Below are 22,238 nucleotides of genomic sequence, written 5' to 3'. Positions count from 1 at the left end.
GGCCGGCAGGGCCGCTCTTCCCGAGAACAAAGCGGGCAGGGGCCTGTTTGTTCCGTTCGGGAAGGCGCGGCGGACGTTTTGCGGCCGCGCGGAAGGAGAAGCTTCAGCCGGCCACCACGATCTGTGTGTTCCACGCCTTGCAGCGGGCGCTCAGTCCGGCTTCAGGCGGACGATCGGTGAAGAAGGTGTCGATATCGGCGAGCGAGGCGATCCGGGCGGGGGCCGAACGGGCGAATTTCGTGTGGTCGGCGACAAGGAATGTCTTGCGCGCCCGCGCGATCGCCGTCTGGCTGACGCCGACCTCCAGCATGTCGAAGTCGAGAAGGTCGCCGTCAGCGTCCAGCGCCGAACAGCCGATGATGGCGAGATCGAACTTGAACTGCTCGACGATGCGGTTGGCAAGCGTGCCCACCAGACCGCCATCGGTTCGCCGAAGCTGCCCGCCGGCCACCACGATCTCGCATTCCGGATTGGCGACAAGCGTGTTGGCGACATTGATGTTGTTGGTGACCACAAGAATGCCGCGATGGCCGATAAGGGCGCGTGCGACGGCTTCCGTGGTCGTGCCGATATTCATGAAAATCGCGGCATTGTCGGGGATTTCCGCGGCGCAGGCGGCAGCGATCGCCTCTTTCTCCGCCGTGTTGAGTTCGCGTCGGTCGGCATAGCCGATATTGCTTGTGCCCGACGCCAGCACGGCGCCGCCGTGAACGCGGGTAAGCTTGCCGGCTTCAGAGAGTTTCAGCAGGTCGCGCCTTATCGTCTGCACCGTCACGCCCATGCGCTTTGCAGCGTCCTCGGCCACAATCCGGCCTTCCGTGCGGGCCATCTGCATTAGGTCATCGAGGCGGAAAGTTTGCGACATTGTTCCCTCAGGCTTTGTCCCTAGGCCGCTGATGCGGCACACTGCCCGCAAGGGAGACATTTTTCCCGCGCTTTTGCAACGCTTTGCAGTCGTGGCGCGTTGTTCTCCGGCCGGCGGGAGGATTGCTTCGTTGCAGGCTGCATTCGGTATTTTGCCTTGATCGGACGGGGGAAACACTGTCAATAGCGTTTTGAGTGCCTCATGAAACGTGACGGGATGAAAGTGTGAGCGGACTGGAACAAGCCATCAGGAAAGCGCTGGAGAGCACCGACAGGGAGGATGCCAACCAGCGGGCGCGGATCTATCAGTCCGCGCGACAGGCGCTGGAAAGCGGGCTGGCCAAGCAGGGCATCACGGAGACCAAGGCGATTGGCCGCCAGCGTCGCCGCCTTGACGAGATCATCACTGCAATCGAGCGGGAGGAGGCGGAAGCCGCCCGCAAGGCGCGCGCGGCGCGTCAGCCCCGGCCTGATGTCTTTGACGATCCCTTTGCCGTCGGCCGTGTGCCGGAAAGCCCCGGCCACCGCGCCGCCCCCGAACAGCCGGAAGGGCGGGAACCTTCGTTCGAGCCCGAGCCGCCGGACGCGCCCGGGCTCGATGACATGGCATTGCATGGAGAACCTGAAGCCCATTTCGATTATCCCGCAAGCCCGGTTGTGGAACCCGAGATCAGAAGGGACGCCGATTTCACCGAGGCCGACTTTGCCGTCTCGCCGGAGGACCGCAAGGAGAGCGGGCATCTCGACGCGGCGGCGTTTTCGGCCATCGATGATCTCACGGCCGTAACCGAGGAGCGCCGGCCGGTCGGCAAGACGCTGAAGGCTTCGAAGGCGAAACGCCCGAAGAAAAGGGAAAAGGCGCGCCGGTCGGAAAGGGCCGAGCGGCCGTCCCGCAGGCGCGGGTTCTTCGCCCGGGCGCTGATCGGAATCGTCGTGCTCGCCTTCCTTCTTTTCGGCGGCTGGTGGGTCGTCACATCCAATTTCGCCCTCAACCCCGATACACTCGACACCGCCGTGCCCAATCCCGCGCCGCTGATCGAGGCGGAGGACTTCGAAGGCGCATCCAGCTGGACGAGCGTATTCCAGCCGGGCGGCGCAAACAGTCTTGTTCCCGGGTCTGCGGCGACAATGGAGAGCGTCACGGTCGACAGCGCGCCGGCCGTCGAGATCGCGTCTCGGGCAACGGGCGATGCCGGCGCGGTCGCCGTGGCCCTGCCGACGGCGGTCAGGGGCATGCTGGAGGAAGGTCCGGTGCTGGTCGAGGTCAGCGTGCTCGCGCCTGACGGCGGCGGTCAGCAGGTCGGCATCTACTGCGCCGACGGCACGATCGACGGCTGTCAGCGCCATCGCTTCACCCCGAGCGCCCATCGCGAGAGCCTTGTGGTCCGTCTCGATCCGGGCCGGGGCGGCGTTCTGCCGACGCGGCTGATGATCTCGAGCGATCTCAGCGGCGCGGGCGCGCCGCTCGACATTTTCGCCATCCGGGCGCAGTTCGCTGACTGAAGATATGCGGCGTTGAATATTCCTGTCACAAAAGGCGTATATGCAACGCTTCTTGCGGAGAATGCGAGGGAATCAGGTGAAAAGGCTGGAAGAGACGGTTAGGGCGATTGCAGCCCGGGCGCTTGCCGCGCGGCTTGTTCTTCTGGTTGCTGCTGTCACCGCCGTTTCTGCCGTCTTTTTCGGCCTTGCTCCGCCGGTCGCGGCGATCGTCGGCTGGCTTTGCGTTTCGATTGCCGCCCTGATCGGGGCCGTGCCCGCCGGCGGCGAGGCGAAAGTGCCGGAAGAGGCGTCGGCGCCCGGCGAGGGCCGGGCGGATTTCGGCGACCTGCCGCGGTTTCTCGACGAGATCGATCTTGCCGTCTATCTTCTTGCCGCTGACGGAACCGTGCTGTTCCAGAATCGCGCGGCCGGAGCCACATTCGGCAGTTTCCCGCTCGGATCGCATATCTCCGCCCGCATGCGCGCGCCGGGCGTTCTCGACGTCATCCGCGATACGCTCGCGAACAACCGCGTCAACCAGATCGAATATTCCGAGCGTCTGCCGTCGGAACGCGTCTATCTCGTCAGGGTTGCTCCCGTTGCCGGCGTCGAGGGAGGCAAGCCGGTCTTCATGCTGGTGCTGCGCGACATTTCCGAGGCCCGGCGGATCGACCGCATGCGGTCCGATTTCGTTGCGAATGCGAGCCATGAATTGAGGACGCCGCTAGCCTCCCTGCGCGGCTATATCGAGACACTGCAGGGGCCGGCGAAGAACGACGCCAAGGCGCAGGAGCGCTTCCTGCCGATCATGCTCGATCAGGCGACGCGCATGAGCCGGCTTGTCGATGACCTGATGTCGCTGTCCCGCCTCGAGGCCAAGGCGCATCTCTCGCCGGACCAGAAGGTGAAGCTCAACGCGCTGCTCGAACATGTGCGCGACAGCCTTCTGCCGCTTGCCGAGGAACTGGACGTCGCCATCAATCTGTTCCTGCCGGAAGAGCCGGTTATAGTGAACGGCGACAATGACGAACTGGTCGAAGTGTTCGAGAACCTGATCGAGAACGCCTGCAAATACGGCGCCGAGGGCGGACGGGTCGATGTCTATCTCAAGCCGCTCGAAAACGGCGGACCGGAGGTCTCCGTCGTGGATTACGGCCCTGGCATTCCCGCCGAACACGTTCCGCGCCTGACCGAGCGGTTCTATCGGGTCTCGGTTGCCGACAGCCGTTCGAAGAAGGGTACGGGGCTGGGGCTTGCGATCGTCAAGCATATCCTCACCCGCCACCGCGCGCGGCTGGTGGTCAAGTCGGCGGTTGGCAGGGGTACCACCTTCACGGTGCGATTCTGACGGCCTGTCGTTTGGCGCATCGGCCCGAAAATCGGAATCGATTTTCGGAAAGCACGATGAGTCGATTCAATAGGTCAGAGCGTCCTTTGTGCTTCCGAAAGGGCGCACGGCGCTCTAATAAAAACGTCATAAAAACAATAGGCTGAACTGTCATAAAACTGAATCAAAAATGACATAAAACCGGGCTGTCCGGTTCCGGCGGTTCGTGACGGAAGCGGACCAGGCATCGCATCGAGACGATGCAAACATGTAACCCGCAAGGGATGCGTCATGAAGCTAATCGTAATGAGGGTCGCTGCGGTTCTTGCCGCGCTTCTTGCCTGCGGCCCGACGCAAGCGCGAGATCAGATCCAGATTGCCGGTTCGTCGACCGTTCTGCCATACGCGAAGATCGTTGCCGAGAGTTTCGGCGAGATATTTCCCGACTACAAGACCCCGATCGTGGAATCCGGCGGCTCTTCGGCCGGCTTGAAGGAATTCTGCCGGGGCGTCGGTCCGCGCAGCATCGATATCGCCAATGCATCGCGGCCCATCCGTCCGGGCGAGATCGCTGCCTGCGCGGCAAACGGCGTCACCGGGATCGCCGAAATCCCCTTCGGTTATGACGGGATCGTCTTTGCCACCGACGTCTCGATGCCCGCCATGGACCTGACGCCGCTCGATCTTTATCGGGCGCTTGCCGCCGAACTCGTGATAGACGGCAAGCTCGTAAAGAACCCCTATGCGCGCTGGTCCGAGATCGACCCGGCGCTGCCGGATGTCGAGATCAAGGCTTATATTCCCGGCGAGAAGCACGGCACGCGCGAAGTCTTTGAGGAAAAGGTGCTGGGCGTCGGTTGCGAGCAGGCGGGCGCGCTTGCCTTTCTCGAGGAAAACTTCGGCGCAAAGCAGGGCGGGGACCGTTGCATTGCCGTGCGCAAGGATGGACGGGCGCCGGGCATCGACGGCGACTATACCGAGACGCTGGCGCGGGTTGTGTCCGACCGAACGAGCCTCGGCGTGTTCGGCCTGTCCTTTTATGACAACAATGCCGACAAGCTGAACGTGGCCACGATCTCCGGCGTCACGCCGACAGCAGAAACGGTCGAATCCGGCGAGTATCCTGTGTCGCGGCCGCTGTTTTTCTACGTCAAGATGGCGCATGTGGGCGCGATTCCGGGCCTGAAGGACTATGTCGAATTCTTCCTCTCGGACGCGATGGCCGGCCCCTATGGCCCGCTGGCCGAATATGGCCTCGTGCCAGCGTCGGAGCGGCAACGCGCCGACATGCTGGCAGGCTTCGAGGCGGCGCTGCAATAACACCCGGTTGCCATCCGCAAGCCGGGGGCAATCGCAATCAATGTCCGGAATTGCCCGGACGGTCTGGATCGATATGACGCACGTCTTTTTGATCATCTTGGCGCTCGTGCTTGCGCTCGGCGTCGCCGGCTATTTCTCGGCGCGGGCGAAGGCCTATGCGCTGGCCGGTTCGCGCCTCGCGCGGCTGAACTCAAGGCCTGCCCATCACGCAAGCCTCGCAGCGATCGCCGCCGTCATCCCGGCATTGGTGGTGATGGCCGCGTGGATGGTGGCAAGTCCGCTCGTCATCGGGTCGGAGATCCGCTCCGGCTTCCCAGAGAGCGTGAAGGAGCAGCCGGAGGCGGCGCAGTCTCTGGTCTACAATTCGGTCACCTCCGTTGCCTACGGCCTGAGACAATTGCCGAAAGACGCGCGGGCGCGGGTCAATGAGGATGCCGGCGCGCTGCGCGCCGTGCTGGCCGAGCGCGGCATTCCGCTTGCCGCTTCGCCGAGGCCCTTTGTTCTTGCTTCGGCCGAAAGGCTCAACGCGCTTTCGGCGCGGTCAAACGCAGCCATGGCTGCGGCCGTGCTCGCCGTGGCGCTGGTCTCACTCGGACTTGCCTATCGGTCCGTCAGCCCTGCCTTTGCCGCGCGCAGGCGGGTCGAGCAGGTGGTGCTCGCGGTCCTGCTTCTGGCATCCACGATCGCGGTCCTGACGACCGTCGGCATCGTTCTGTCGATGCTGACGGAGACGCTGCGCTTCTTCTCGGCCGTGCCCCCGGCCGACTTCTTTTTCGGCACGGTCTGGGATCCGCGCTTTGCCGCGGCCGGCGAGGCCGGTTCGGCCGGGCAGTTCGGCTTGATCCCGCTGCTGGCCGGCACGCTCTACATCTCCCTCGTCGCCATGGCGGTGGCCGTGCCCGTCGGGCTTTATGCGGCGATCTACATGTCGGAATATGCAGGCGCCAGGCTACGCTCGGTCACCAAGCCGCTGCTGGAAGTGCTGGCGGGCATCCCGACCATCGTCTACGGCTTTTTCGCGCTCGTCACCGTCGGCCCGATGCTGCGCGACATCTCGGCGGAACTGAACGGGCTTTTTACCGGCAGCTACCGCAATTTCATCGAGGCGCAATCGGTGCTGACGGCCGGCGTGGTCATGGGCATCATGCTCATCCCCTTCGTCTCCTCGCTGTCGGATGACATCATCAGTCAGGTGCCGGACAGCCTGCGCAAGGGTTCGCTCGGCCTCGGTGCCACGCGCTCGGAAACGATCAAGCGCGTGGTCCTGCCGGCAGCTCTTCCCGGCGTCGTCGGGGCGCTACTCCTGACGGCTTCGCGCGCGATCGGCGAGACGATGATCGTGGTGCTTGCCGCAGGCGTTGCCGCGCAGTTGCAGATCAATCCGCTGGAGCCGATGACGACCGTCACGGTCAAGATCGTCAACCAGCTGACGGGCGACCTGCAGTTCGACACGCCGCAGACGCTGGTCGCCTTTGCGCTCGGCCTGACGCTCTTCGTGATCACGCTCTGCCTCAATGTCTACGCGCTCTACATCGTGCGCAAATACCGGGAGCAGTATGAATGACCGAGACATTCAGCACCGCGACCGAGCGGGAGGAAAGCCGCAGGCAACTGGCGGAAACCCGGCGCAAGGGACTGAAGCGCCGCCATGCGGCTGAACGACGCTTCCGCCTTTACGGCGTGCTCGCGATCTCGTCAGGGATCTTCTTCCTCGCAGCCCTTCTGCTCTCCGTTGTCGGCAAGGGCTATACCGCCTTCGAGCAGACGACCGTCACCCTGCCCATCACCTTCGATGCCGCCGTCATCGATCCCGAGGGCGCGCGGGAAGACGATCCCCGTCTGCTGCTGACGGCTGACTATCCCGAACTGGTCGAGGCGGCGCTCGCCGAAACGCTGGAAATCAGCCCGGCAAACGGCCCCGAAATGCGCGCGGCGATGCGGATGATCTCGCGCTCGAGCCGGGTGGAACTGCGCGATGTCGTGCTGAAGGACCCCTCGGTGATCGGCGAGACGGTCAATGTGCGGCTTCTGGCGTCGGCCGACATCGATTCGGCCTACAAGGGGCAGATCGACCTGACCGTGCCGGAGACGAGCCGGCGCGTCTCCGATCGCCAGCTTGAGTGGCTGGAAAGGCTTGAAGCGCTCGGCCTGATGCAAAAGTCCTTCAACACCGGCTTCTTCACTCACGGCGCATCGAGCCGCCCGGAATCGGCTGGCATCGGCGTCGCCTTTGTCGGCACGCTCTACATGATGGGCGTGGTTCTGCTTCTGGCCTTGCCGATCGGCGTCGCCTCGGCGATCTATCTGGAAGAATTCGCGCCGAAGAACCGGTTCACGGATATCATCGAGATCAACATCAACAATCTGGCGGCCGTTCCCTCGATCATTTTCGGCCTTCTGGGCCTTGCCGTGTTCATCGGGCTTCTGGGCCTGCCGCGCTCTGCCTCGCTCGTCGGCGGGCTGGTGCTGACACTGATGACGCTGCCGACGATCATCATCGCCACCCGCGCGGCGCTGCAGGCCGTGCCGTCCTCCATCCGTTCGGCGGCGCTCGGCGTCGGGGCTTCGAAGATGCAGGCGGTGTTCCACCACGTCCTGCCGCAGGCCATGCCCGGCATCCTGACGGGAACGATCATCGGCCTCGCGCAGGCGCTCGGCGAAACCGCGCCGCTGCTCCTGATCGGCATGGTCGCCTTCGTCGCCGATTATCCGGCAAGCCCGCTTGATCCGGCAACGGCGCTTCCGGTTCAGATCTACATGTGGGCGGGAGAGGCTGAGCGGGCCTTCGTCGAACGCACCTCCGCCGCCATCATCGTGCTTCTGGCGTTCCTCATCCTCATGAACATCACGGCCGTCATCCTGAGGCGCCGTTTCGAGCGACGCAGATAGGCCATGGCGAACGCGAAAAGACTTGGAAACAGACAATGAGCAACATGACCTACAAGATGGCCGGCCAGGCGGTATCCGTCTATTACGGACAGAAGCGCGCGCTGTTCGATGTCAGCCTGAATATCCGCGAAAACGCGGTCACCGCGCTGATCGGTCCGTCGGGCTGCGGCAAGTCGACCTTCCTGCGCACGCTCAACCGCATGAACGACACGATCGACAATTGCCGCGTCACCGGTACGATCACGCTTGACGGGGAGGACATCTACGCCTCGGGGATCGATGTGGTGGAGCTCAGGGCGCGCGTCGGCATGGTGTTCCAGAACCCCAATCCTTTCCCGAAGTCGATCTACGAGAATGTCGCCTACGGGCCGCGCATCCACGGGCTGGCCCGCCATCGCGGCGAATTCGACCAGATCGTCGAGACCAGCCTGATCAAGGCGGGCCTGTTCAACGAGGTGAAGGACCGGCTTCACGAGCCGGGCACCAGCCTTTCCGGCGGCCAGCAGCAGCGGCTGTGCATCGCCCGCGCCATTGCCGTCAATCCCGAGGTGATCCTCATGGATGAGCCCTGCTCGGCGCTCGATCCGATCGCGACCGCACGCGTCGAGGAATTGATCTCGGAGCTGAAAGAGAACTACACGATCGTGATGGTGACCCATTCCATGCAGCAGGCCGCGCGCGTTTCCGAACGCACGGCCATGTTCCATCTCGGCCATATGGTCGAGGAGAATGACACCGACACAATTTTCACCAATCCCGCGGACCAACGCACCCAGGATTACATCATGGGACGTTTCGGCTGAGGGGCGGTTGCCGCACGCTCACGCCAAGGAAGGAACAGACATGGCTCCCTCGCATATTCTGACGGCATTCGATGACGAGCTGAAATATCTCCAGCGCCGCATTTCCGAAATGGGCGGCCTGGCGGAGGAGATGGTAAGCGAGTCGGTTTCGGCACTCGTCAACACCGATACCGAGCTTGCCGAAAAGGTGATCAAGGACGATCTTGTGCTGGACGAGGCGGAGCGCGAGATCGGCGAAAAGGCGGTCGTCATCATCGCAAGGCGCCAGCCGGTGGCAGCGGACCTGCGCGAAATCATGGGCGCTATCCGTATCGCCTCCGATCTCGAGCGCGTCGGCGACATGGCCAAGAACACCGCCAAACGCGTGATCTCGGTGCAGGGCTCCGGGGTGCCGCGCAAACTTGCCCACGGCATTGAGCATCTGTCGGAACTGGCGCTCCTGCAATTGAAGGAAGTGCTCGACGCCTACACATCGCGCCAGGCCGACAAGGCGAGCTCCATCCGCGAGCGCGACGACGAGATCGACGCGATCTACACCTCGCTGTTTCGCGAGCTCCTGACCTACATGATGGAGGATCCGCGCAACATCACCTCGTGCACCCATCTTCTGTTCTGCGCCAAGAATATCGAGCGCATCGGCGACCACGCCACCAATATCGCAGAAATGATCTACTACATCGCCACCGGCTCCCAGCCGCAGGGAGAGCGTCCGAAGGACGACAATTCCCCGGCCGTCGGTTCCGATGATCTTTAGAAGCCGTTTGAGACAAGGGAGACATACGTCCTATGGTTCCGAAAATCGCAGTTGTTGAAGACGAGGAAGCGCTCAGCGTTCTGCTGCGTTACAATCTCGAATCCGAGGGGTATGAGGTCGAAACCATCATGCGCGGCGACGAGGCCGAAATCCGGCTACAGGAGCGGGTGCCCGACCTGCTTCTGCTCGACTGGATGCTGCCCGGCGTTTCCGGCATCGAGCTTTGCCGCCGCCTGAGAATGCGGCCGGAGACCGAACGCCTGCCGATCATCATGCTGACGGCGCGCGGCGAGGAGAGCGAGCGGGTGCGGGGCCTGGCGATCGGCGCCGATGATTATGTCGTCAAGCCGTTCTCCACTCCGGAGCTGATGGCGCGGGTGAAGGCCATCTTGAGGCGCGCGCGCCCGGAAGTGCTCTCCAGCGTGCTGAAATGCGGCGATATCGAACTTGACCGCGAGACCCACCGGGTGCACCGCAAGGCGCGCGAAGTCCGCCTCGGCCCGACCGAGTTCAGGCTTCTCGAATTCCTGATGACATCGCCCGGCCGGGTGTTTTCACGCGCGCAACTGCTCGACGGCGTATGGGGCCATGACATCTATGTGGACGAGCGTACCGTCGACGTGCATGTCGGTCGACTGAGGAAGGCGCTCAATTTCTCGCAAATGCCGGATGTGATCCGCACCGTGCGCGGCGCGGGCTATTCGATGGAAGTCTAGCTGCGTCAACGAAACAGCCGAAAAGATTTTCTAAACGATTTAATATCCGTCATTGCGGGCGTAACCGGTTGCGCTATGCTGTCCCGGTCAGCCGTTCGGCTCTGTTGAAACAGCCCTGCGGCGATTGATTTTTCACGCCCGATTGTCCAATTGGACATCGGGCGGCCGTCAGCGGAGTTTCGCGCCGGCAAGAGGGCTTTTCAGGGATGCCGCCTCCCCGCATCCCGAAAAGCCGCAGCACAAGAGGATTGTTGAGATGAGCAGAGCAAGTTTCGCGGAGCCCGCGGTGATGGGCGATCTGATGGCGCGCATGCTGTGGGAAATCGGCGCCGTTCACTTTTCGCCGGACGAGCCCTACAAGCTTGCCTCCGGCCTGGTCAGCCCCGTCTATATCGACTGCCGGCAGCTGATTTCCTATCCGCGCATCCGCTCCACGCTGATGGACTTTGCCGCCGCCCGGGTGCTTGCCGATGCGGGCTTCGAGAAATTCGATTGCGTGGCGGGCGGCGAGACGGCCGGCATTCCCTTCGCCGCCTTCCTGGCCGACCGGCTGGAACTGCCGATGATCTATGTGCGCAAGAAGCCGAAGGGCTACGGCAAGAACGCGCAGATCGAAGGCCACCTGCCGAAGGGCGCACGGGTTCTGGTGATCGAGGACCTGACGACGGCCGGCGGTTCCATGTTCAACTTCATCAATGCCATCCGCGCAGCCGGCGGCGTGGTGGAACACGGCATGGCATTGTTCTATTATGGGATTTTCGGCGAGGCGGAGAGACGTTTCCGCGAAGGCGGCGTTGCCCTTCATTATATCGCCACCTGGAAGGACGTGCTTGCTGTGGCGCGCAAGGACGGGCTCGCCGATCAGGCGACCCTCGATGCCGTCGGCGCCTTCCTCGACCATCCGATGGACTGGTCGCGGGCGCGCGGCGGGCTTGAGGAACTGATCGTCTGAGGGGAGGGGACGCCCGCCTCGGTTGGCGGGCGAACTGCCGCGACCCGGCGCACGGACGCCTTACAGAAATTGGGAGAAGATGAATGATTTTATGCTGCGGGGAAGCCCTGATCGACATGCTGCCGCGCGAGACGGACAGGGGCGAGCCTGCCTTTGCCCCTTACGCGGGCGGCGCGGTCTGCAACACGGCGGTCGCGCTTGCGCGGCTCGGACGCAAGACGGGCTTTTTCTCCGGCATTTCGTCCGACCTGATGGGCGATATCATCCGCGAAAAGCTTGATGCGTCGAAGGTCGATCACAGTTATGTCGCCATTTCCGACCGCCCGACGACGCTCGCCTTCGTCAAGCTGGTCAACGGCTCGGCAAGTTACGCTTTCTACGACGAGAACACGGCGGGGCGGATGATCACCGAGGACGATCTGCCCGAGATCGGCGCTGATTGTTCGGCGATGCACTTCGGCGCGATCAGCCTCATCCCCGAGCCCTGCGGCTCCACCTATGAGGCGCTCCTGATGCGCGAAGCGGACAAGCGCGTGATCTCGCTCGACCCCAATATCCGCCCGACCTTCATCACCGATCCCGACAGCCACCGGGCGCGGATCGAACGGATGGCGGCAAAGTCGGATATCGTCAAGTTCTCCGACGAGGATCTCGACTGGTTCGACCTTGAGGGCTCGCTTGACGACAAGGCGCGTCACTGGATTGCGGCCGGGGCGAGCCTTGTCGTGATCACCTGCGGCGCGGACGGCGCGATCGGTTACACCGGAGAGCACAAGGTCGCGGTGCCGAGCGAGAAGGTCGCGGTGGTCGATACCGTCGGGGCGGGTGACACGTTCGATGCCGGTATTCTGGCCTCGCTTGATATCGCCGGTCTCCTGACCAAGGAGCAGATCCGCACGCTTGCGCCCGAGGCGATCGCCGAGGCGCTGGCGCTCGGCGCCAGGGCCGCCGCCGTCACCGTCTCCCGCGCCGGCGCAAATCCGCCCTACGCGCATGAAATCGGGCTCTGACGTCTCGTTTCCCGCTTTGTTGGCGAAAGGTGATCAGCCGGTGTCCTCCGGCTGATACTCGAGGATGTCGCCCGGCTGGCAGTCGAGCGCCTCGCAGATTTTCTCCAGCGTCTCAAACCGCACGCCCTTGACCTTGCCCGAGCGCAGCAGCGAAATGTTCTGCTCGGTAATGCCGACATGTTCGGCGAGGACCTTCGCCCGCATCTTGCGGCGGGCGAGCATGACATCGAGATTGACAATGATCGGCATGGGTCAGACGAAACGCTGATAGTCGTCGTTGATCGCGGTGGCGAGCACCATCACGTGACCCATCACGAACAGCAGCCCTGCGAGCAGGAACAGCATCAGTTGATCGCTGCCGAGCCCGATCGCCAGCGCCCGGCTGCCGGGCGGGTTGGCGATCGTCGCCAGAAGCGTTGCCACGGGATGCAGGACAACGCCGGCAACGGCCCCGGCCAGCGCGATCAGGCCCGCACGGCGCAGAAGCGCCGCGACCTCATGGGAAAACGGACTGTCATGCTGGAGCCTGTCGAACAGCGACCAGACGGTCTGCAGTCCGTAGAAAAGCAGCCCCGCCAAGAGCGCGAAGAGCGTGAAAAGCGCCAGCCCCGTTGCCGGCGTCAGCGTCACGGCGACGGCAATGTCGAGCGCATCGGCAAGCCAGGTCGAGACCCGGTCCGGCCGCACAAAGGCCGCCCAGGCCGCATAGGCGAGGCCCGCCGCAAGACCGGCCTGAATGATCCGCGTCAGGAGCTTCATCTGGCCGCATAATCTGGAAAGCGCGACCGCATTGTTCGATTTCATAGGAATGCCTCTTGTGTTACGAGATAAAATTATCGTAAAACAATAAGAAATTGATGTCAATCGAGGAAAGATTATGTTCCGATCCTTTCTTGTTCGCGCCTGTTGCTTCGTCGGCCTGCTGGTGTCGGCGGCCTGTTCGACAATTGGCGGCGTCGCGCCGGCCGCGCTCGAGGCCGTTTCGCCGCTTGACGCCGATCTGGCCACGCTGGTGATCGAAGTGACCAAGCCGGCGGCGCTGCCGGTCGACGACAATGATCTGGCGCTTGCCCTGCGCTGGGACGTACCGGGCCAGGAACGTCTGGAGGAAGAGGCGGGACTGAGGGTGTCGCGCCGGACGCCGGCCGCGGCCGCGGCGGACCGGTTGGCCGGCGGCGCGCGGGATACGGTTGATCTCGTGCTCGCGCCGGAGGATGCGGTGCGCATGGCGGAGCTTCTTGCCCGGATCCGGCGTGACAAGCAGGAGGGCATCGACGGCAAGGGCGCGCTCTCGGTGTCTTTCACGGCGCATTGTGTCGAGGGCGGCGCGGATCTTTCCGGCATGACCGTCGATGTCGCGCTCACCCTCGAACCCGATCAGCCGCCCATCGACCTGATGAGGGACGCGAAAATCGGCAGGCTGCTGGAAAGCCATGGCCGCGAACGGTTGCCCGATTGCCGGAAAGGGCCGGCTGGCGGCCTGTAGCGAGAGCTCCTCCGGGGAATGACGGGCATGGAACGGGCCGCTCGTCTCTTTACTCGGCTTTAAGCTATCGCCGATAGTATGAATGATTATTAACCATATTTGTGACGCCCAGTATGCCCGATTTCAAAAAACTCATGGTTGCTTCCGGTCTTGTTCTTCTTTCCGCCTGCTCCTTGAATTTCCTGCCGGGCGCCAAACCGACGATCCCGTCGCCGATCGCGGCCAATCCGGCATCCCTCAGGATTGCGGTGCTGGCGCCCGAAGAGCTGCGGCTGCCGAAGAATGAGATCGTTCTGACCGTTTACCAGAAATCCGGTTCCGGCGAGATCAGCCGGGACTACACGCTTGTGGCGGCGGATGCCGGGCAGGAGGCTGCGGCGGTGGCAGAATTCCGCAAGCCCGGCCAGAAGCTGACCGTGCTGCGTCTGTCGCCGACCGATGCATTGGCGCTCAGGGACCAGCAGCAGGAGATGGCCGCAGCCCGCGAGACCGGCGGGGCCAAGCCGGGCTTTTCGGTCGATCTCGACGCGGCCTGCTGGAACGGGCCGATGATCGCGCCGGCCGTGCCGCTCGACGTCCTGATCGAAGCCGGAACGGAGGAGGGTTTCCACCCTCTGCTTCAGGATATCGACATTTTCGCGCTGATGAACCGGCCAGAGGAATCGCGGCTGAAATCCTGCTCTTGAAGCATCAGCCGCAGGTCTGCGCCATAGAGCTTTTCGCGGTCAGATGGAAACATCTGACGTCAAAGAAGATGCGTTGAAACAAATAGATAGATCATTTCCGCGTTTCCAGGAAATGCGGAAACGATCTAGAGACTGGCGTTTTATGCGTCAGCGTCCTCGTATGTCGCGGCAACGCTGTCGAGGGCGCGCTCCATGCCCGGGCGCAGCGCCACGAGCAGGCTGGCATAGCCGTCTTCTCCTGGCCAGAATCGTTCGGCGAGAAAAGGGCCGGCGCCAGGCGTAACCCGGGTGACGGCGATATTGGCATCACCGAGATTGAACTCGGTCAACCGCATCATCAACTGTTCGCCCAGCGCCAGCGCCTCCATGTCCGGCCGCACCAGCATTTTCCAGACCCATGCCGCGCCCATATGCACCGGCTGTATGGCGGCCGCAATCAACTGGTCTTCGAGATAGAGCGCATGGATTCTGAGCCGGTCGTTCTCCGACAGAAGCCTGGCCACCGGGACGAAGGCCGAAAAGCGGCTGGCATTTTCGGGCGTGTCGCACAGAAGCGAAAGGTCTTGCAGCGCGGCGGAGACTTCACGCGGGTTGCGGGCGACGTGATAGGCGATCCGCCCCTTCCTCCGCAGCGCTTCCCATTTGCCGAGATTATCCTGCCAGGCATCGCGCTCCGCCCGAGAGAGCGCACCTGTGGGGTCCATCCTGCCGGAAAGGGCGCGGCCGCGGAAGGCGCCGGCAACGCGGAAGGCAAGGCCGCGGGCGGCTGCCACGGCGCGTGCCGAGCGCATGAAGGCGCCATCGGCCAGAAGCGCCGGAAAGGCGATGATGCCCGGAAGATTGGCAAGCGAACCGGCCAGCGCCTCGAACAGCTGGTCAATGGTGGCCATCGGACGGTGACGTGCGATCAGCGGCGCGTGATACCCGCCTTCCGCCGTCGCCGCGACCATGTGCGAGCCGCGGTCCGTAACTGAAAAGCCCATGAGCGCCGCAAGCGCGCCGGCCTCGCCGGCCGTGTCTTCGACGAGCGCGAGGCGCTGATGAGCATGGCTTTGCCCGAGCGCCGTCATCACGAAAGCGGCCGACTGGAAGGGGTTCGCTTCGATGGCCTGGTTGGCGAGGCGATCGATTGCCGGCTCGAGGTCATCCGGGGCCTCGGAAAAAATGGAGAACTCGCCGCCGCTCCTCAATTCCAGACGGAGGTCGGCAACCGCCTTGCCGGGTCGCACGACCGAGAGTTTCGATTTCAGCCGTGCGGGGGGCCTTGGTCCGAGATCCTTGCGGATGATGCTCATCGGCGCGCCGCCTTTCGCCCGCCGTGGCGGCGTGCGGCTGCCGGGCGCCACTCAAACGCGCCGGAGGCGAGCGGTCTTTTGCGGACTGAACACATGGATACGCACTACTGATCGAGAACCCTTGGCAAAGTGATAAGCCGTCTGGGTTAACAAATTATTGGTCCGCACCGGCGGAGCGGGTTCCGCACGGCTCTTGCAATTCTGGCTGAAGCGGGCAGACTGTCTTCAAAATGTCATCACGCATGCGAGGCGGGAAAGCATGGCGCAAAAGCCGGATACGCAACGCAGGGACGGTGCCGACGACAACAATGTCGTCGAGCTGTCCCAGTTCAGGCCAGGCGGAAAGGCCGAGCCGCTGCCCGTGACCTTTCACCGGCGCGAACTCGATGCGATCCTCTGGGTTTACGGACGGATGGTCGGTGAGGGGGAGTGGCGCGACTACGCCCTCGACCATATGAAGGACAAGGCGGTCTTCTCCGTGTTCAAGCGATCCGGGGAAATGCCGCTGTTCAGGATCGAAAAGAATCCGAAGCTGGCCTCGAAACAGGGCGCCTTCAGTGTCACCAACACGCATGGCATGGTGCTGAAACGCGGCCACGACCTGCGCCAGGTGCTGAAGGTCTTCGACCGCAAGCTGAAGCTCGTCGAAAAGTAAGGGCCGTCAGAGCGAAAGAGGCAGCGGGTCGGTGGTATTGCCCGCGCCGAGCGGGCGCTGCATGAATACGGTGTCGAGCCAGCGGCCATGTTTGAAACCGGTGCCTGTCAGCCGTCCGGCATCGGCGAAGCCGCAGGATCTGTGAAGCGCCATCGAGGCCGGGCTCGCGCCGCCTATGACGGCAACCATCTGGCGGAAGCCGCGGGCTTCGCATTCCTCCACCAGCCGCAGGAGCAAGAGCTTGCCAACGCCGCGTCCGCGCGCCTGGGGCGCGAGATAGACCGAATTTTCGACAAGCCAACGATAGGCCGGACGGGTGCGGAAAGCGCTGGCATAGGCATAGCCAAGCAGCGCGTCGTTCTCGACGGCAGCGAAATAGGGAAAGCCGCCCGCCGCGATCGTTTCCATGCGCGCGGTCATCTCGGCGCGGGTCGGCGGTTCGAGCTCATAGCTGGCAACGCCGTTCAGGACGCTTTCGGCGTAGATTTCGGTGATGGCGTTGATGTCTTCTGCGGTGGCGGGGCGGATCGTGACGGACATGATGGCTGCGGTTCTTGCTGGTTCAGGTCATGAAAAAAGGCGGCCCCGAAAGGCCGCCTTGATTGGATCGTTTTCTGTTCGATCAGTTCCGGTTGCCCATCAGGCGCAGGAGGAACAGGAACATGTTGATGAAGTCGAGGTAGAGCGTCAGGGCGCCCATGACAGCCTTGCGGCCCGCGACTTCATGACCGTCGCCTTCATAGTACATTTCCTTGAGCTTCTGCGTGTCCCAGGCGGTCAGGCCGGCAAAGACCAGAACGCCGATCACCGAAACGGCGAAGGACAGCGCGCTCGACTGCAGGAAGATGTTGACCACCATGGCGATCAGGATGCCGAACAGGCCGATCACCATGAAGGAGCCCATGGCCGACAGATCACGCTTGGTGGTGTAGCCGTAAAGCGACAGCGCGCCGAACGAGGCCGCGGTGATGAAGAAGGTCTGCACGATGCTGGCCGTCGTGTACATGATGAAGATCGACGACAGCGACAGGCCGGTGAGCGCGGCATAGACCCAGAACGAGGTCTGCGCGGCGCTGACGCTCATCTTGTTGACCCTGAAGGCCAGGAAGAAGAACGCGATCAGCGGCGCGAACATGACCAGCCACTTCAGCGGCGAGCCGTAGACGGCGGCGCCGACGCTCGTCAGCAGGATGCCGTTGGGCAACTGCGCAACGGCGGCAGCCTGATCCGTGGTGGTGGCGAGCGAGCTCAGGCCGAAAGCCATCACGCCGGTGATCACCAGACCAAGCGCCATGAGATTGTAGATGCGCAGCATGTAGGCGCGCAGACCCTGATCGATTTCAGCACTCGCGTGCGCTCCCGCCTGCGCGCGGTTCTGATAGTTACGAAGATCAGCCATCAATTTCCTCTTAAAAAGCCCCTCGTTGATCACGGTGTCGGGAAAATGCGGCAAAAATGCACTATCCCAGGCGCCGCTGGGGGGCTCCAGCAAGCCTGACAACAATATGATAGGAACGGCAATGGGATACAAGGCATTCAGGAATGAAAAGCGACGGCGCTTTCTCAAATTTTCGTAAGAAACGTTCCGCCAGACCTGAAAAACGGACAAGGACCGCCCCATCTAGCAGGAAATCGTCCGGCTTTGAAACGCGGGACAGTCTGAAAGAGAGGATATCTCCCATGCGCTATTTCATCGCCGTCATTCTGCCCTGGCTTTCCTTCTTCACCATCGGCAAGCCGATCTCCGGCATCATCTGCCTGATCCTGCAGCTTACGCTGATTGGCTGGCCGGTCGCCGCACTCTGGGCGCTTTTCGCGGTGCAGAACTATTTCGCCGACCGCCGCAACGAGGAACTGATGGAAACGCTGCGTCGCGACAGATAGTCGCGCAGTCGATCGCAGAAGCATTCAGCCAGCCGGCAGGGGCGACCTGCCGTCCGGTTGTGCGTTGGGTCAAAGCTCGCGCAAATAGAGCGCAGGCTTCTGGCCCAGAAGGTGCCATGTGCCGAAAAGCCCGATGGCGACGGTGACGAGGATCGCGCCGCAGACGGTCGCGAGCGCGACAGAGGGCAGCAGCGCGAAGGGCAGCATCATGATCTGGGTCAGCGCATACCAGGCCGCCGCCGATCCCGCGACTAGGGCGAAGAGGCCGGTCATCGCGCCGAGGATCAGATATTCATAGACAAAGGCCCGGATCAGCGCCGGGCGTGTGGCGCCGAGCGTCTTCATGATCACCGCGTCATGGCCGCGCCGTCGGTTTCCGGCCGCAAGCGCGCCGGCGAGCACCATGACCGAGGCGATCAGCGCAATCGCGGCCGCCGCCCTGATGGCGGTGGCAAGCTGGCCGACGAGCTCGCCGGCGATCTCAAGTGCTGCCCGGACCTCGATCGTCGTGACGGTCGGGAAGGTCCGGGTCACGGCGCCGAGGATTTCGGCGTTCTTCTCCGTACTGCCGTCCGGATTGGTCAGCGTCGCCAGCCAGGCATGCGGCGCGCCGGCAAAGGTGTTGGGCGAAAACACCATGACGAAATTGATCGACAGCGATTCCCACTCGACCGAGCGGAAGCTTGCGATCCGCGCGGTGATCTCGCGTCCGAGCACGCTGACGGTCACGGTGTCGCCGAGCTTCAGGCCAAGTTCCTGGCCCTCTTCGGCGGCAAAGGAGACGAGCGGCTCGCCGCTATAGTCCTCCGGCCACCATTCGCCTTCGGCAAGCGTCGAATTTTCCGGCAGGTCCGCGTCATAGGTGATGCCGCGGTCGCCGCGCAGCACCCAACGCGCTTCAGGCGGAGCCTCCCACTCCGAAGCCCTTGTGTCGTTCAGCGCCATGATCCGCCCGCGCAGCATCGGCACAAGGGAAAGCTCGCCCTCGGGCGCTTCCTCGGCGATCAGATCGCGGAACCCGTCGACCTCGTTGCCCTGAATATCGACGAAGAAGAAATCGGGAGCGCGTTCGGGAAGCGTGCGGGAGAGTTCGCGGTTGAGATTGCCGTCGATCAGCGCCAGCGCCACCAGCAGCGTCAGTCCGAGGCCGAGCGACAGCACGACCGAGCCGGTGAGCGCGCCGGGGCGATGGATATTGCCGATGGCAAGGCGCAACGAAGGCGCGCGCGGATGCGGCGCACGGCGTGCGAGCCATTTGATGGCAATCGCGACCAGCCGCAGCACCAGGAAGGCGCCCGCGACGGAGGCGAGAAACACGCTTGCAACGAAACGCTCGTCCGCCGTGAAGATGGCGAGCGCCGCCAGCGCGGCAAGCGTTATCGCCGCGGCGGCCACGAAAGGCCATGCCGGCCGTCCGCCCTCGTCAAAGCCGTGTTCGCGCAGAAGCGCGGTTGCCGGCACGTTGCGGGCGGCGGCCAGCGGCAGGATGGCGAAGGCGATCGCGGTCAGAAGGCCAAACAGGGCGGCGATAAGGAGCGCCAGCGGGAACACGCCTGCGGGAATCGCGATCTCCAGCAGGGAGGAGAGGAGCGGCAGCGCGATCAGCGGGATCACCGTGCCGAAGACGAGGCCCGCCGCGATGCCGATCATCGCCACCAGCATGATCTGCAGGAAATAGATCGCGACCACCATATTGGCCGGCGCGCCGAGGCATTTGAAGGCGGCAATCGCGCGCCTGCGGCTCTCCAGATAGGCGCTGACCGCATTGGCGATGCCGACGCCGCCGGTAATCAGCGTCGCAAGCCCGACAAGCGTCAGGAATTCCGAGAGGCGATCGACATTCTCGCTCAAGGACGGCGCAGCGCGGTCGCTGACGCGTACCGACCAGCCGGCATCGGGGAGGGCCTCCTCGGCGGCTGTCTTGACCGCGTTCGGATCCGGTGAGGAGGCCGGCAGGCGGACGCGGTAGGCATATTCGGCAAGGCTGCCAAGCTGGACGAGGCCGGAGGCTTCGAGCGCGTCGCGCGAAATCAGGATGCGCGGCGCGAAGGCAAAGCCTTCCGAAAGCGAATCCGGCTCCTGTTCGAGCGTGCCGGAGACCCGGAGCTCGGCATTGCCGAGGAGCAGCGTGTCGCCGGCGGCAAGGCCGAGCCGGTCGGCGAGAAGCGGCGCGACGAGCACGCCGAAGCGGCCGTCCCCGCTTTCCGACAGCGCATCTTCAAGCGGCATCGCAGGATCGGAAATCACGCTGCCATAGAGCGGATAAAGACCGTCGACGGCCTTCACTTCCGCCAGAGACTGGTCGGAACCGTCGGGGAGCCGCGTCATCGAGCGCATCGTCACCGACTGCGACATCGTGCCGAGGTCTTCGACATAGGCGAGTTCGTCGCCCGCCAAAGCCTCGTTGTCGCGCTCGAAGCGGATATCGGCGGCAAGGATCTCGCGGCCGCGTTCGGCAATGCCTGCATTGACGGCGTCGGAGACCGAATTGACGGCGGCGATCGCGGCAACGCCCAGTGCGATGCAGGCGAGGAAGATGTAGAAGCCGGAAAGCCCGCCGCGCATTTCGCGCAGCGCAAATTTCATGGCGAGCGAAAGGTTTATCCGGTTTGCCTGCATCACTCGGCGACCCCGGCGCGCTCATGGCCGACGATCTCGCCGGAGCGGACCTGGACCTGCCGGTCGCAGCGCGCGGCAAGTGCGGGGTCGTGGGTGACGAGCACCAGCGTCGTGCCGCTGTCGCGCTGGCGGTCGAACAGAAGGTCGGCGATCTGTGCGCCGGTGTCGCCGTCGAGATTGCCGGTCGGCTCGTCGGCGATCAGCACGGATGGTTCGGGGGCGAGCGCGCGGGCGATTGCCACGCGCTGCTGTTCGCCGCCGGAAAGCTGGCCCGGATAATGCGTCATCCGGTGGCCGAGGCCGACGCTCTCAAGTGCCGCGCGGGCGCGCTCAAAGGCATCGGCGCGGCCGGCAAGCTCCAGCGGAATGGCGGTGTTTTCGAGCGCCGTCATGTTGGCGATCAGGTGGAAGGACTGGAAGACGATGCCGATATTTTCGCCGCGAAAGGCTGCCAGCGCATCTTCCGAAAGGGCGGAAAGCGCCGTACCGTCTATCGTGATCTCGCCGCTGTCGAGCCGTTCGAGCCCCGCTATCACCATCAGCAGCGTCGATTTGCCCGAACCCGACGGACCGAGAATGCCGACGGATTCGCCGCGGCCAATGTCAACGGACATACCCTTCAGCACGTGGACGGCGGCCGAACCCTTGCCGAGGGTGAGGTGGGCATTGTCGAGCGTGATCAGATTTTCAGACAAGGAACAGTCCTGCTTTGAAATTTCGGGCGGGTCAAACACATATAGACAATACGGACCCTGACGCCGGATGGACCGGCAAACGGGTATGAAAAGGATTTAGGAGCGAGATGATGCGATTGAAAGCGACGGTGCCGATTGTTTTTGCGTTTCTGGCGGCGCTTGTGGCTGCCTTGCCATCAAAAGCGCGTGAACCGGTCAATCTCGTGGTGTTGGGTGATAGCCTGGTCGCCGGCTACGAGCTTGGCCCCGCTGAAGATTATCCGGCACAGCTTGAAGCGGCCTTGACCGAGGCCGGCTATCAGGTCGCCGTCGCCAATGCCGGCGTTTCCGGCGATACGACGAGCGGCGGCCTGGCGCGGGTCAACTGGTCGGTGCCCGACGGCACGGACGGGGTGATCCTCGAACTCGGCGCCAATGACGCGCTGCGCGGCGTCGCGCCGCAAAAGGCGAAGGAGAACCTCGCCGCCATCATCGAGAGCCTCCAGGATCGCGATATTCCTGTGATGCTGATGGGGATGATGGCGCCGCCAAATATGGGCGCGGACTATGCGGACGCCTTCAATCCGATCTACGAAGCGCTTGCCGAACAATACGGCGTTCCGCTCTATCCGTTCTTTCTCGATGGCGTCGCCGCCAATGCGGCGCTGCAGCTTTCCGACGGCATGCATCCCAATGCCGACGGCGTCGCGGTAATGGTCGAAAACACGCTTCCCGCCGTAACAGCCTTCATCGACACTATCGGGGGACAAACAAATTAACGCTTGCGTCAACATGGCTTAGATGATTCGCTGGAGGGGTCAC

At 63.5% G+C, this 22,238-nt stretch carries 23 protein-coding genes; 15 read left to right on the top strand and 8 right to left on the bottom strand.

Annotated elements, in window-relative coordinates; all coding sequences use genetic code 11:
- Positions 1–103 precede the first annotated feature (103 nt).
- On the bottom strand, positions 104–865 hold the full coding sequence (locus JET14_RS17960; protein WP_200335307.1) for a DeoR/GlpR family DNA-binding transcription regulator: 762 nt from the start codon (positions 863–865) through the stop codon (positions 104–106).
- Between the two features lie 224 nt (positions 866–1,089).
- Here JET14_RS17960 and JET14_RS17955 point away from each other — a divergent pair, with 224 nt between their 5' ends.
- The 10 genes from JET14_RS17955 to JET14_RS17910 all read left to right on the top strand — a co-directional run bounded on the left by JET14_RS17955 (position 1,090) and on the right by JET14_RS17910 (position 12,117).
- Positions 1,090–2,367, top strand: a complete 1,278-nt coding sequence (locus JET14_RS17955) for a hypothetical protein (RefSeq protein WP_200335305.1) — start codon at positions 1,090–1,092, stop codon at positions 2,365–2,367.
- Positions 2,368–2,428: 61 nt separating this feature from the next.
- Complete coding sequence (gene phoR, locus JET14_RS17950) at positions 2,429–3,694, top strand: phosphate regulon sensor histidine kinase PhoR (protein WP_200335303.1); 1,266 nt, start codon at positions 2,429–2,431, stop codon at positions 3,692–3,694.
- Between the two features lie 270 nt (positions 3,695–3,964).
- Positions 3,965–4,993, top strand: a complete 1,029-nt coding sequence (locus tag JET14_RS17945) for a substrate-binding domain-containing protein (RefSeq protein ID WP_200335301.1) — start codon at positions 3,965–3,967, stop codon at positions 4,991–4,993.
- A gap of 73 nt (positions 4,994–5,066) precedes the next feature.
- Positions 5,067–6,557 (top strand): phosphate ABC transporter permease subunit PstC, encoded by a 1,491-nt coding sequence (gene pstC / locus JET14_RS17940; protein WP_200338152.1) that lies wholly within the window; start codon positions 5,067–5,069, stop codon positions 6,555–6,557.
- Positions 6,554–7,882 (top strand): phosphate ABC transporter permease PstA, encoded by a 1,329-nt coding sequence (gene pstA / locus JET14_RS17935; protein WP_200335299.1) that lies wholly within the window; start codon positions 6,554–6,556, stop codon positions 7,880–7,882. The genes pstC and pstA overlap by 4 nt, the downstream gene beginning before the upstream one ends.
- 35 nt (positions 7,883–7,917) lie before the next feature.
- Positions 7,918–8,685, top strand: a complete 768-nt coding sequence (gene pstB, locus JET14_RS17930) for a phosphate ABC transporter ATP-binding protein PstB (protein ID WP_200335297.1) — start codon at positions 7,918–7,920, stop codon at positions 8,683–8,685.
- A 40-nt stretch (positions 8,686–8,725) separates the two neighbouring features.
- Entirely contained in the window at positions 8,726–9,439 is a 714-nt protein-coding gene (gene phoU / locus JET14_RS17925; RefSeq protein WP_138750288.1) for a phosphate signaling complex protein PhoU, read from the top strand.
- Between the two features lie 32 nt (positions 9,440–9,471).
- Positions 9,472–10,155, top strand: coding sequence for a phosphate regulon transcriptional regulator PhoB (gene phoB, locus JET14_RS17920; RefSeq protein ID WP_024709144.1), 684 nt, complete (start codon positions 9,472–9,474; stop codon positions 10,153–10,155).
- A 256-nt stretch (positions 10,156–10,411) separates the two neighbouring features.
- On the top strand, positions 10,412–11,107 hold the full coding sequence (locus JET14_RS17915) for an orotate phosphoribosyltransferase (protein WP_200335295.1): 696 nt from the start codon (positions 10,412–10,414) through the stop codon (positions 11,105–11,107).
- Positions 11,108–11,190: 83 nt separating this feature from the next.
- Positions 11,191–12,117 (top strand): carbohydrate kinase family protein, encoded by a 927-nt coding sequence (locus tag JET14_RS17910; RefSeq protein ID WP_200335293.1) that lies wholly within the window; start codon positions 11,191–11,193, stop codon positions 12,115–12,117.
- A 33-nt stretch (positions 12,118–12,150) separates the two neighbouring features.
- On the opposite strand, the gene JET14_RS17905 is transcribed toward JET14_RS17910, so the two are convergent.
- Together JET14_RS17905 and JET14_RS17900 are read right to left on the bottom strand one after the other, a co-directional pair.
- On the bottom strand, positions 12,151–12,366 hold the full coding sequence (locus tag JET14_RS17905; RefSeq protein ID WP_024707696.1) for a helix-turn-helix domain-containing protein: 216 nt from the start codon (positions 12,364–12,366) through the stop codon (positions 12,151–12,153).
- 3 nt (positions 12,367–12,369) lie between these two features.
- Positions 12,370–12,921, bottom strand: a complete 552-nt coding sequence (locus JET14_RS17900; protein ID WP_200335291.1) for a DUF2975 domain-containing protein — start codon at positions 12,919–12,921, stop codon at positions 12,370–12,372.
- 73 nt (positions 12,922–12,994) lie between these two features.
- On the opposite strand from JET14_RS17900, the gene JET14_RS17895 reads away from it, so the two are divergent.
- Together JET14_RS17895 and JET14_RS17890 are read left to right on the top strand one after the other, a co-directional pair.
- On the top strand, positions 12,995–13,603 hold the full coding sequence (locus tag JET14_RS17895; protein ID WP_200335289.1) for a hypothetical protein: 609 nt from the start codon (positions 12,995–12,997) through the stop codon (positions 13,601–13,603).
- 113 nt (positions 13,604–13,716) lie between these two features.
- Positions 13,717–14,289, top strand: coding sequence for a hypothetical protein (locus JET14_RS17890; protein ID WP_200335287.1), 573 nt, complete (start codon positions 13,717–13,719; stop codon positions 14,287–14,289).
- Between the two features lie 140 nt (positions 14,290–14,429).
- On the opposite strand, the gene JET14_RS17885 is transcribed toward JET14_RS17890, so the two are convergent.
- Positions 14,430–15,584, bottom strand: a complete 1,155-nt coding sequence (locus tag JET14_RS17885) for a GNAT family N-acetyltransferase (protein ID WP_200335285.1) — start codon at positions 15,582–15,584, stop codon at positions 14,430–14,432.
- 259 nt (positions 15,585–15,843) lie between these two features.
- Here JET14_RS17885 and JET14_RS17880 point away from each other — a divergent pair, with 259 nt between their 5' ends.
- A complete protein-coding gene (locus JET14_RS17880) occupies positions 15,844–16,239 on the top strand; it encodes a DUF2794 domain-containing protein (RefSeq protein WP_200335283.1) in 396 nt (131 codons plus the stop codon).
- A 6-nt stretch (positions 16,240–16,245) separates the two neighbouring features.
- Here JET14_RS17880 and JET14_RS17875 read toward each other — a convergent pair whose 3' ends face one another.
- Together JET14_RS17875 and JET14_RS17870 are read right to left on the bottom strand one after the other, a co-directional pair.
- Positions 16,246–16,779, bottom strand: coding sequence for a GNAT family N-acetyltransferase (locus JET14_RS17875; RefSeq protein WP_200335281.1), 534 nt, complete (start codon positions 16,777–16,779; stop codon positions 16,246–16,248).
- A gap of 82 nt (positions 16,780–16,861) precedes the next feature.
- Positions 16,862–17,638 (bottom strand): Bax inhibitor-1/YccA family protein, encoded by a 777-nt coding sequence (locus tag JET14_RS17870; RefSeq protein ID WP_138750277.1) that lies wholly within the window; start codon positions 17,636–17,638, stop codon positions 16,862–16,864.
- Positions 17,639–17,919: 281 nt separating this feature from the next.
- Between JET14_RS17870 and JET14_RS17865 the strand changes: the two genes are divergently transcribed.
- Positions 17,920–18,123, top strand: a complete 204-nt coding sequence (locus JET14_RS17865) for a YqaE/Pmp3 family membrane protein (protein ID WP_106312048.1) — start codon at positions 17,920–17,922, stop codon at positions 18,121–18,123.
- Between the two features lie 69 nt (positions 18,124–18,192).
- On the opposite strand, the gene JET14_RS17860 is transcribed toward JET14_RS17865, so the two are convergent.
- Together JET14_RS17860 and JET14_RS17855 are read right to left on the bottom strand one after the other, a co-directional pair.
- Complete coding sequence (locus tag JET14_RS17860; RefSeq protein WP_200338151.1) at positions 18,193–20,742, bottom strand: ABC transporter permease; 2,550 nt, start codon at positions 20,740–20,742, stop codon at positions 18,193–18,195.
- Positions 20,742–21,437, bottom strand: coding sequence for an ABC transporter ATP-binding protein (locus JET14_RS17855; protein WP_200335279.1), 696 nt, complete (start codon positions 21,435–21,437; stop codon positions 20,742–20,744). The genes JET14_RS17860 and JET14_RS17855 overlap by 1 nt, the downstream gene beginning before the upstream one ends.
- Positions 21,438–21,547: 110 nt before the next feature.
- On the opposite strand from JET14_RS17855, the gene JET14_RS17850 reads away from it, so the two are divergent.
- Positions 21,548–22,195, top strand: coding sequence for an arylesterase (locus JET14_RS17850; protein ID WP_200335277.1), 648 nt, complete (start codon positions 21,548–21,550; stop codon positions 22,193–22,195).
- Positions 22,196–22,238: the final 43 nt, after the last annotated feature.

The organism is Martelella lutilitoris (assembly GCF_016598595.1).
Lineage (GTDB): Bacteria > Pseudomonadota > Alphaproteobacteria > Rhizobiales > Rhizobiaceae > Martelella > Martelella lutilitoris_A.
This window is presented reverse-complemented; position numbering and strand designations above follow the sequence as displayed.

Bases quoted from the DNA above. Each gene is read 5' to 3' on its own strand.
- JET14_RS17960 (WP_200335307.1), bottom strand. From the start codon at position 865: ATGTCGCAAACTTTCCGCCTCGATGACCTAATGCAGATGGCCCGCACG.
- phoR (WP_200335303.1), top strand. From the start codon at position 2,429: ATGCGAGGGAATCAGGTGAAAAGGCTGGAAGAGACGGTTAGGGCGATT.
- JET14_RS17945 (WP_200335301.1), top strand. From the start codon at position 3,965: ATGAAGCTAATCGTAATGAGGGTCGCTGCGGTTCTTGCCGCGCTTCTT.
- pstC (WP_200338152.1), top strand. From the start codon at position 5,067: ATGACGCACGTCTTTTTGATCATCTTGGCGCTCGTGCTTGCGCTCGGC.
- pstA (WP_200335299.1), top strand. From the start codon at position 6,554: ATGACCGAGACATTCAGCACCGCGACCGAGCGGGAGGAAAGCCGCAGG.
- pstB (WP_200335297.1), top strand. From the start codon at position 7,918: ATGAGCAACATGACCTACAAGATGGCCGGCCAGGCGGTATCCGTCTAT.
- phoU (WP_138750288.1), top strand. From the start codon at position 8,726: ATGGCTCCCTCGCATATTCTGACGGCATTCGATGACGAGCTGAAATAT.
- phoB (WP_024709144.1), top strand. From the start codon at position 9,472: ATGGTTCCGAAAATCGCAGTTGTTGAAGACGAGGAAGCGCTCAGCGTT.
- JET14_RS17915 (WP_200335295.1), top strand. From the start codon at position 10,412: ATGAGCAGAGCAAGTTTCGCGGAGCCCGCGGTGATGGGCGATCTGATG.
- JET14_RS17910 (WP_200335293.1), top strand. From the start codon at position 11,191: ATGATTTTATGCTGCGGGGAAGCCCTGATCGACATGCTGCCGCGCGAG.
- JET14_RS17905 (WP_024707696.1), bottom strand. From the start codon at position 12,366: ATGCCGATCATTGTCAATCTCGATGTCATGCTCGCCCGCCGCAAGATG.
- JET14_RS17900 (WP_200335291.1), bottom strand. From the start codon at position 12,921: ATGAAATCGAACAATGCGGTCGCGCTTTCCAGATTATGCGGCCAGATG.
- JET14_RS17895 (WP_200335289.1), top strand. From the start codon at position 12,995: ATGTTCCGATCCTTTCTTGTTCGCGCCTGTTGCTTCGTCGGCCTGCTG.
- JET14_RS17890 (WP_200335287.1), top strand. From the start codon at position 13,717: ATGCCCGATTTCAAAAAACTCATGGTTGCTTCCGGTCTTGTTCTTCTT.
- JET14_RS17885 (WP_200335285.1), bottom strand. From the start codon at position 15,584: ATGAGCATCATCCGCAAGGATCTCGGACCAAGGCCCCCCGCACGGCTG.
- JET14_RS17880 (WP_200335283.1), top strand. From the start codon at position 15,844: ATGGCGCAAAAGCCGGATACGCAACGCAGGGACGGTGCCGACGACAAC.
- JET14_RS17875 (WP_200335281.1), bottom strand. From the start codon at position 16,779: ATGTCCGTCACGATCCGCCCCGCCACCGCAGAAGACATCAACGCCATC.
- JET14_RS17870 (WP_138750277.1), bottom strand. From the start codon at position 17,638: ATGGCTGATCTTCGTAACTATCAGAACCGCGCGCAGGCGGGAGCGCAC.
- JET14_RS17865 (WP_106312048.1), top strand. From the start codon at position 17,920: ATGCGCTATTTCATCGCCGTCATTCTGCCCTGGCTTTCCTTCTTCACC.
- JET14_RS17860 (WP_200338151.1), bottom strand. From the start codon at position 20,742: ATGCAGGCAAACCGGATAAACCTTTCGCTCGCCATGAAATTTGCGCTG.
- JET14_RS17850 (WP_200335277.1), top strand. From the start codon at position 21,548: ATGCGATTGAAAGCGACGGTGCCGATTGTTTTTGCGTTTCTGGCGGCG.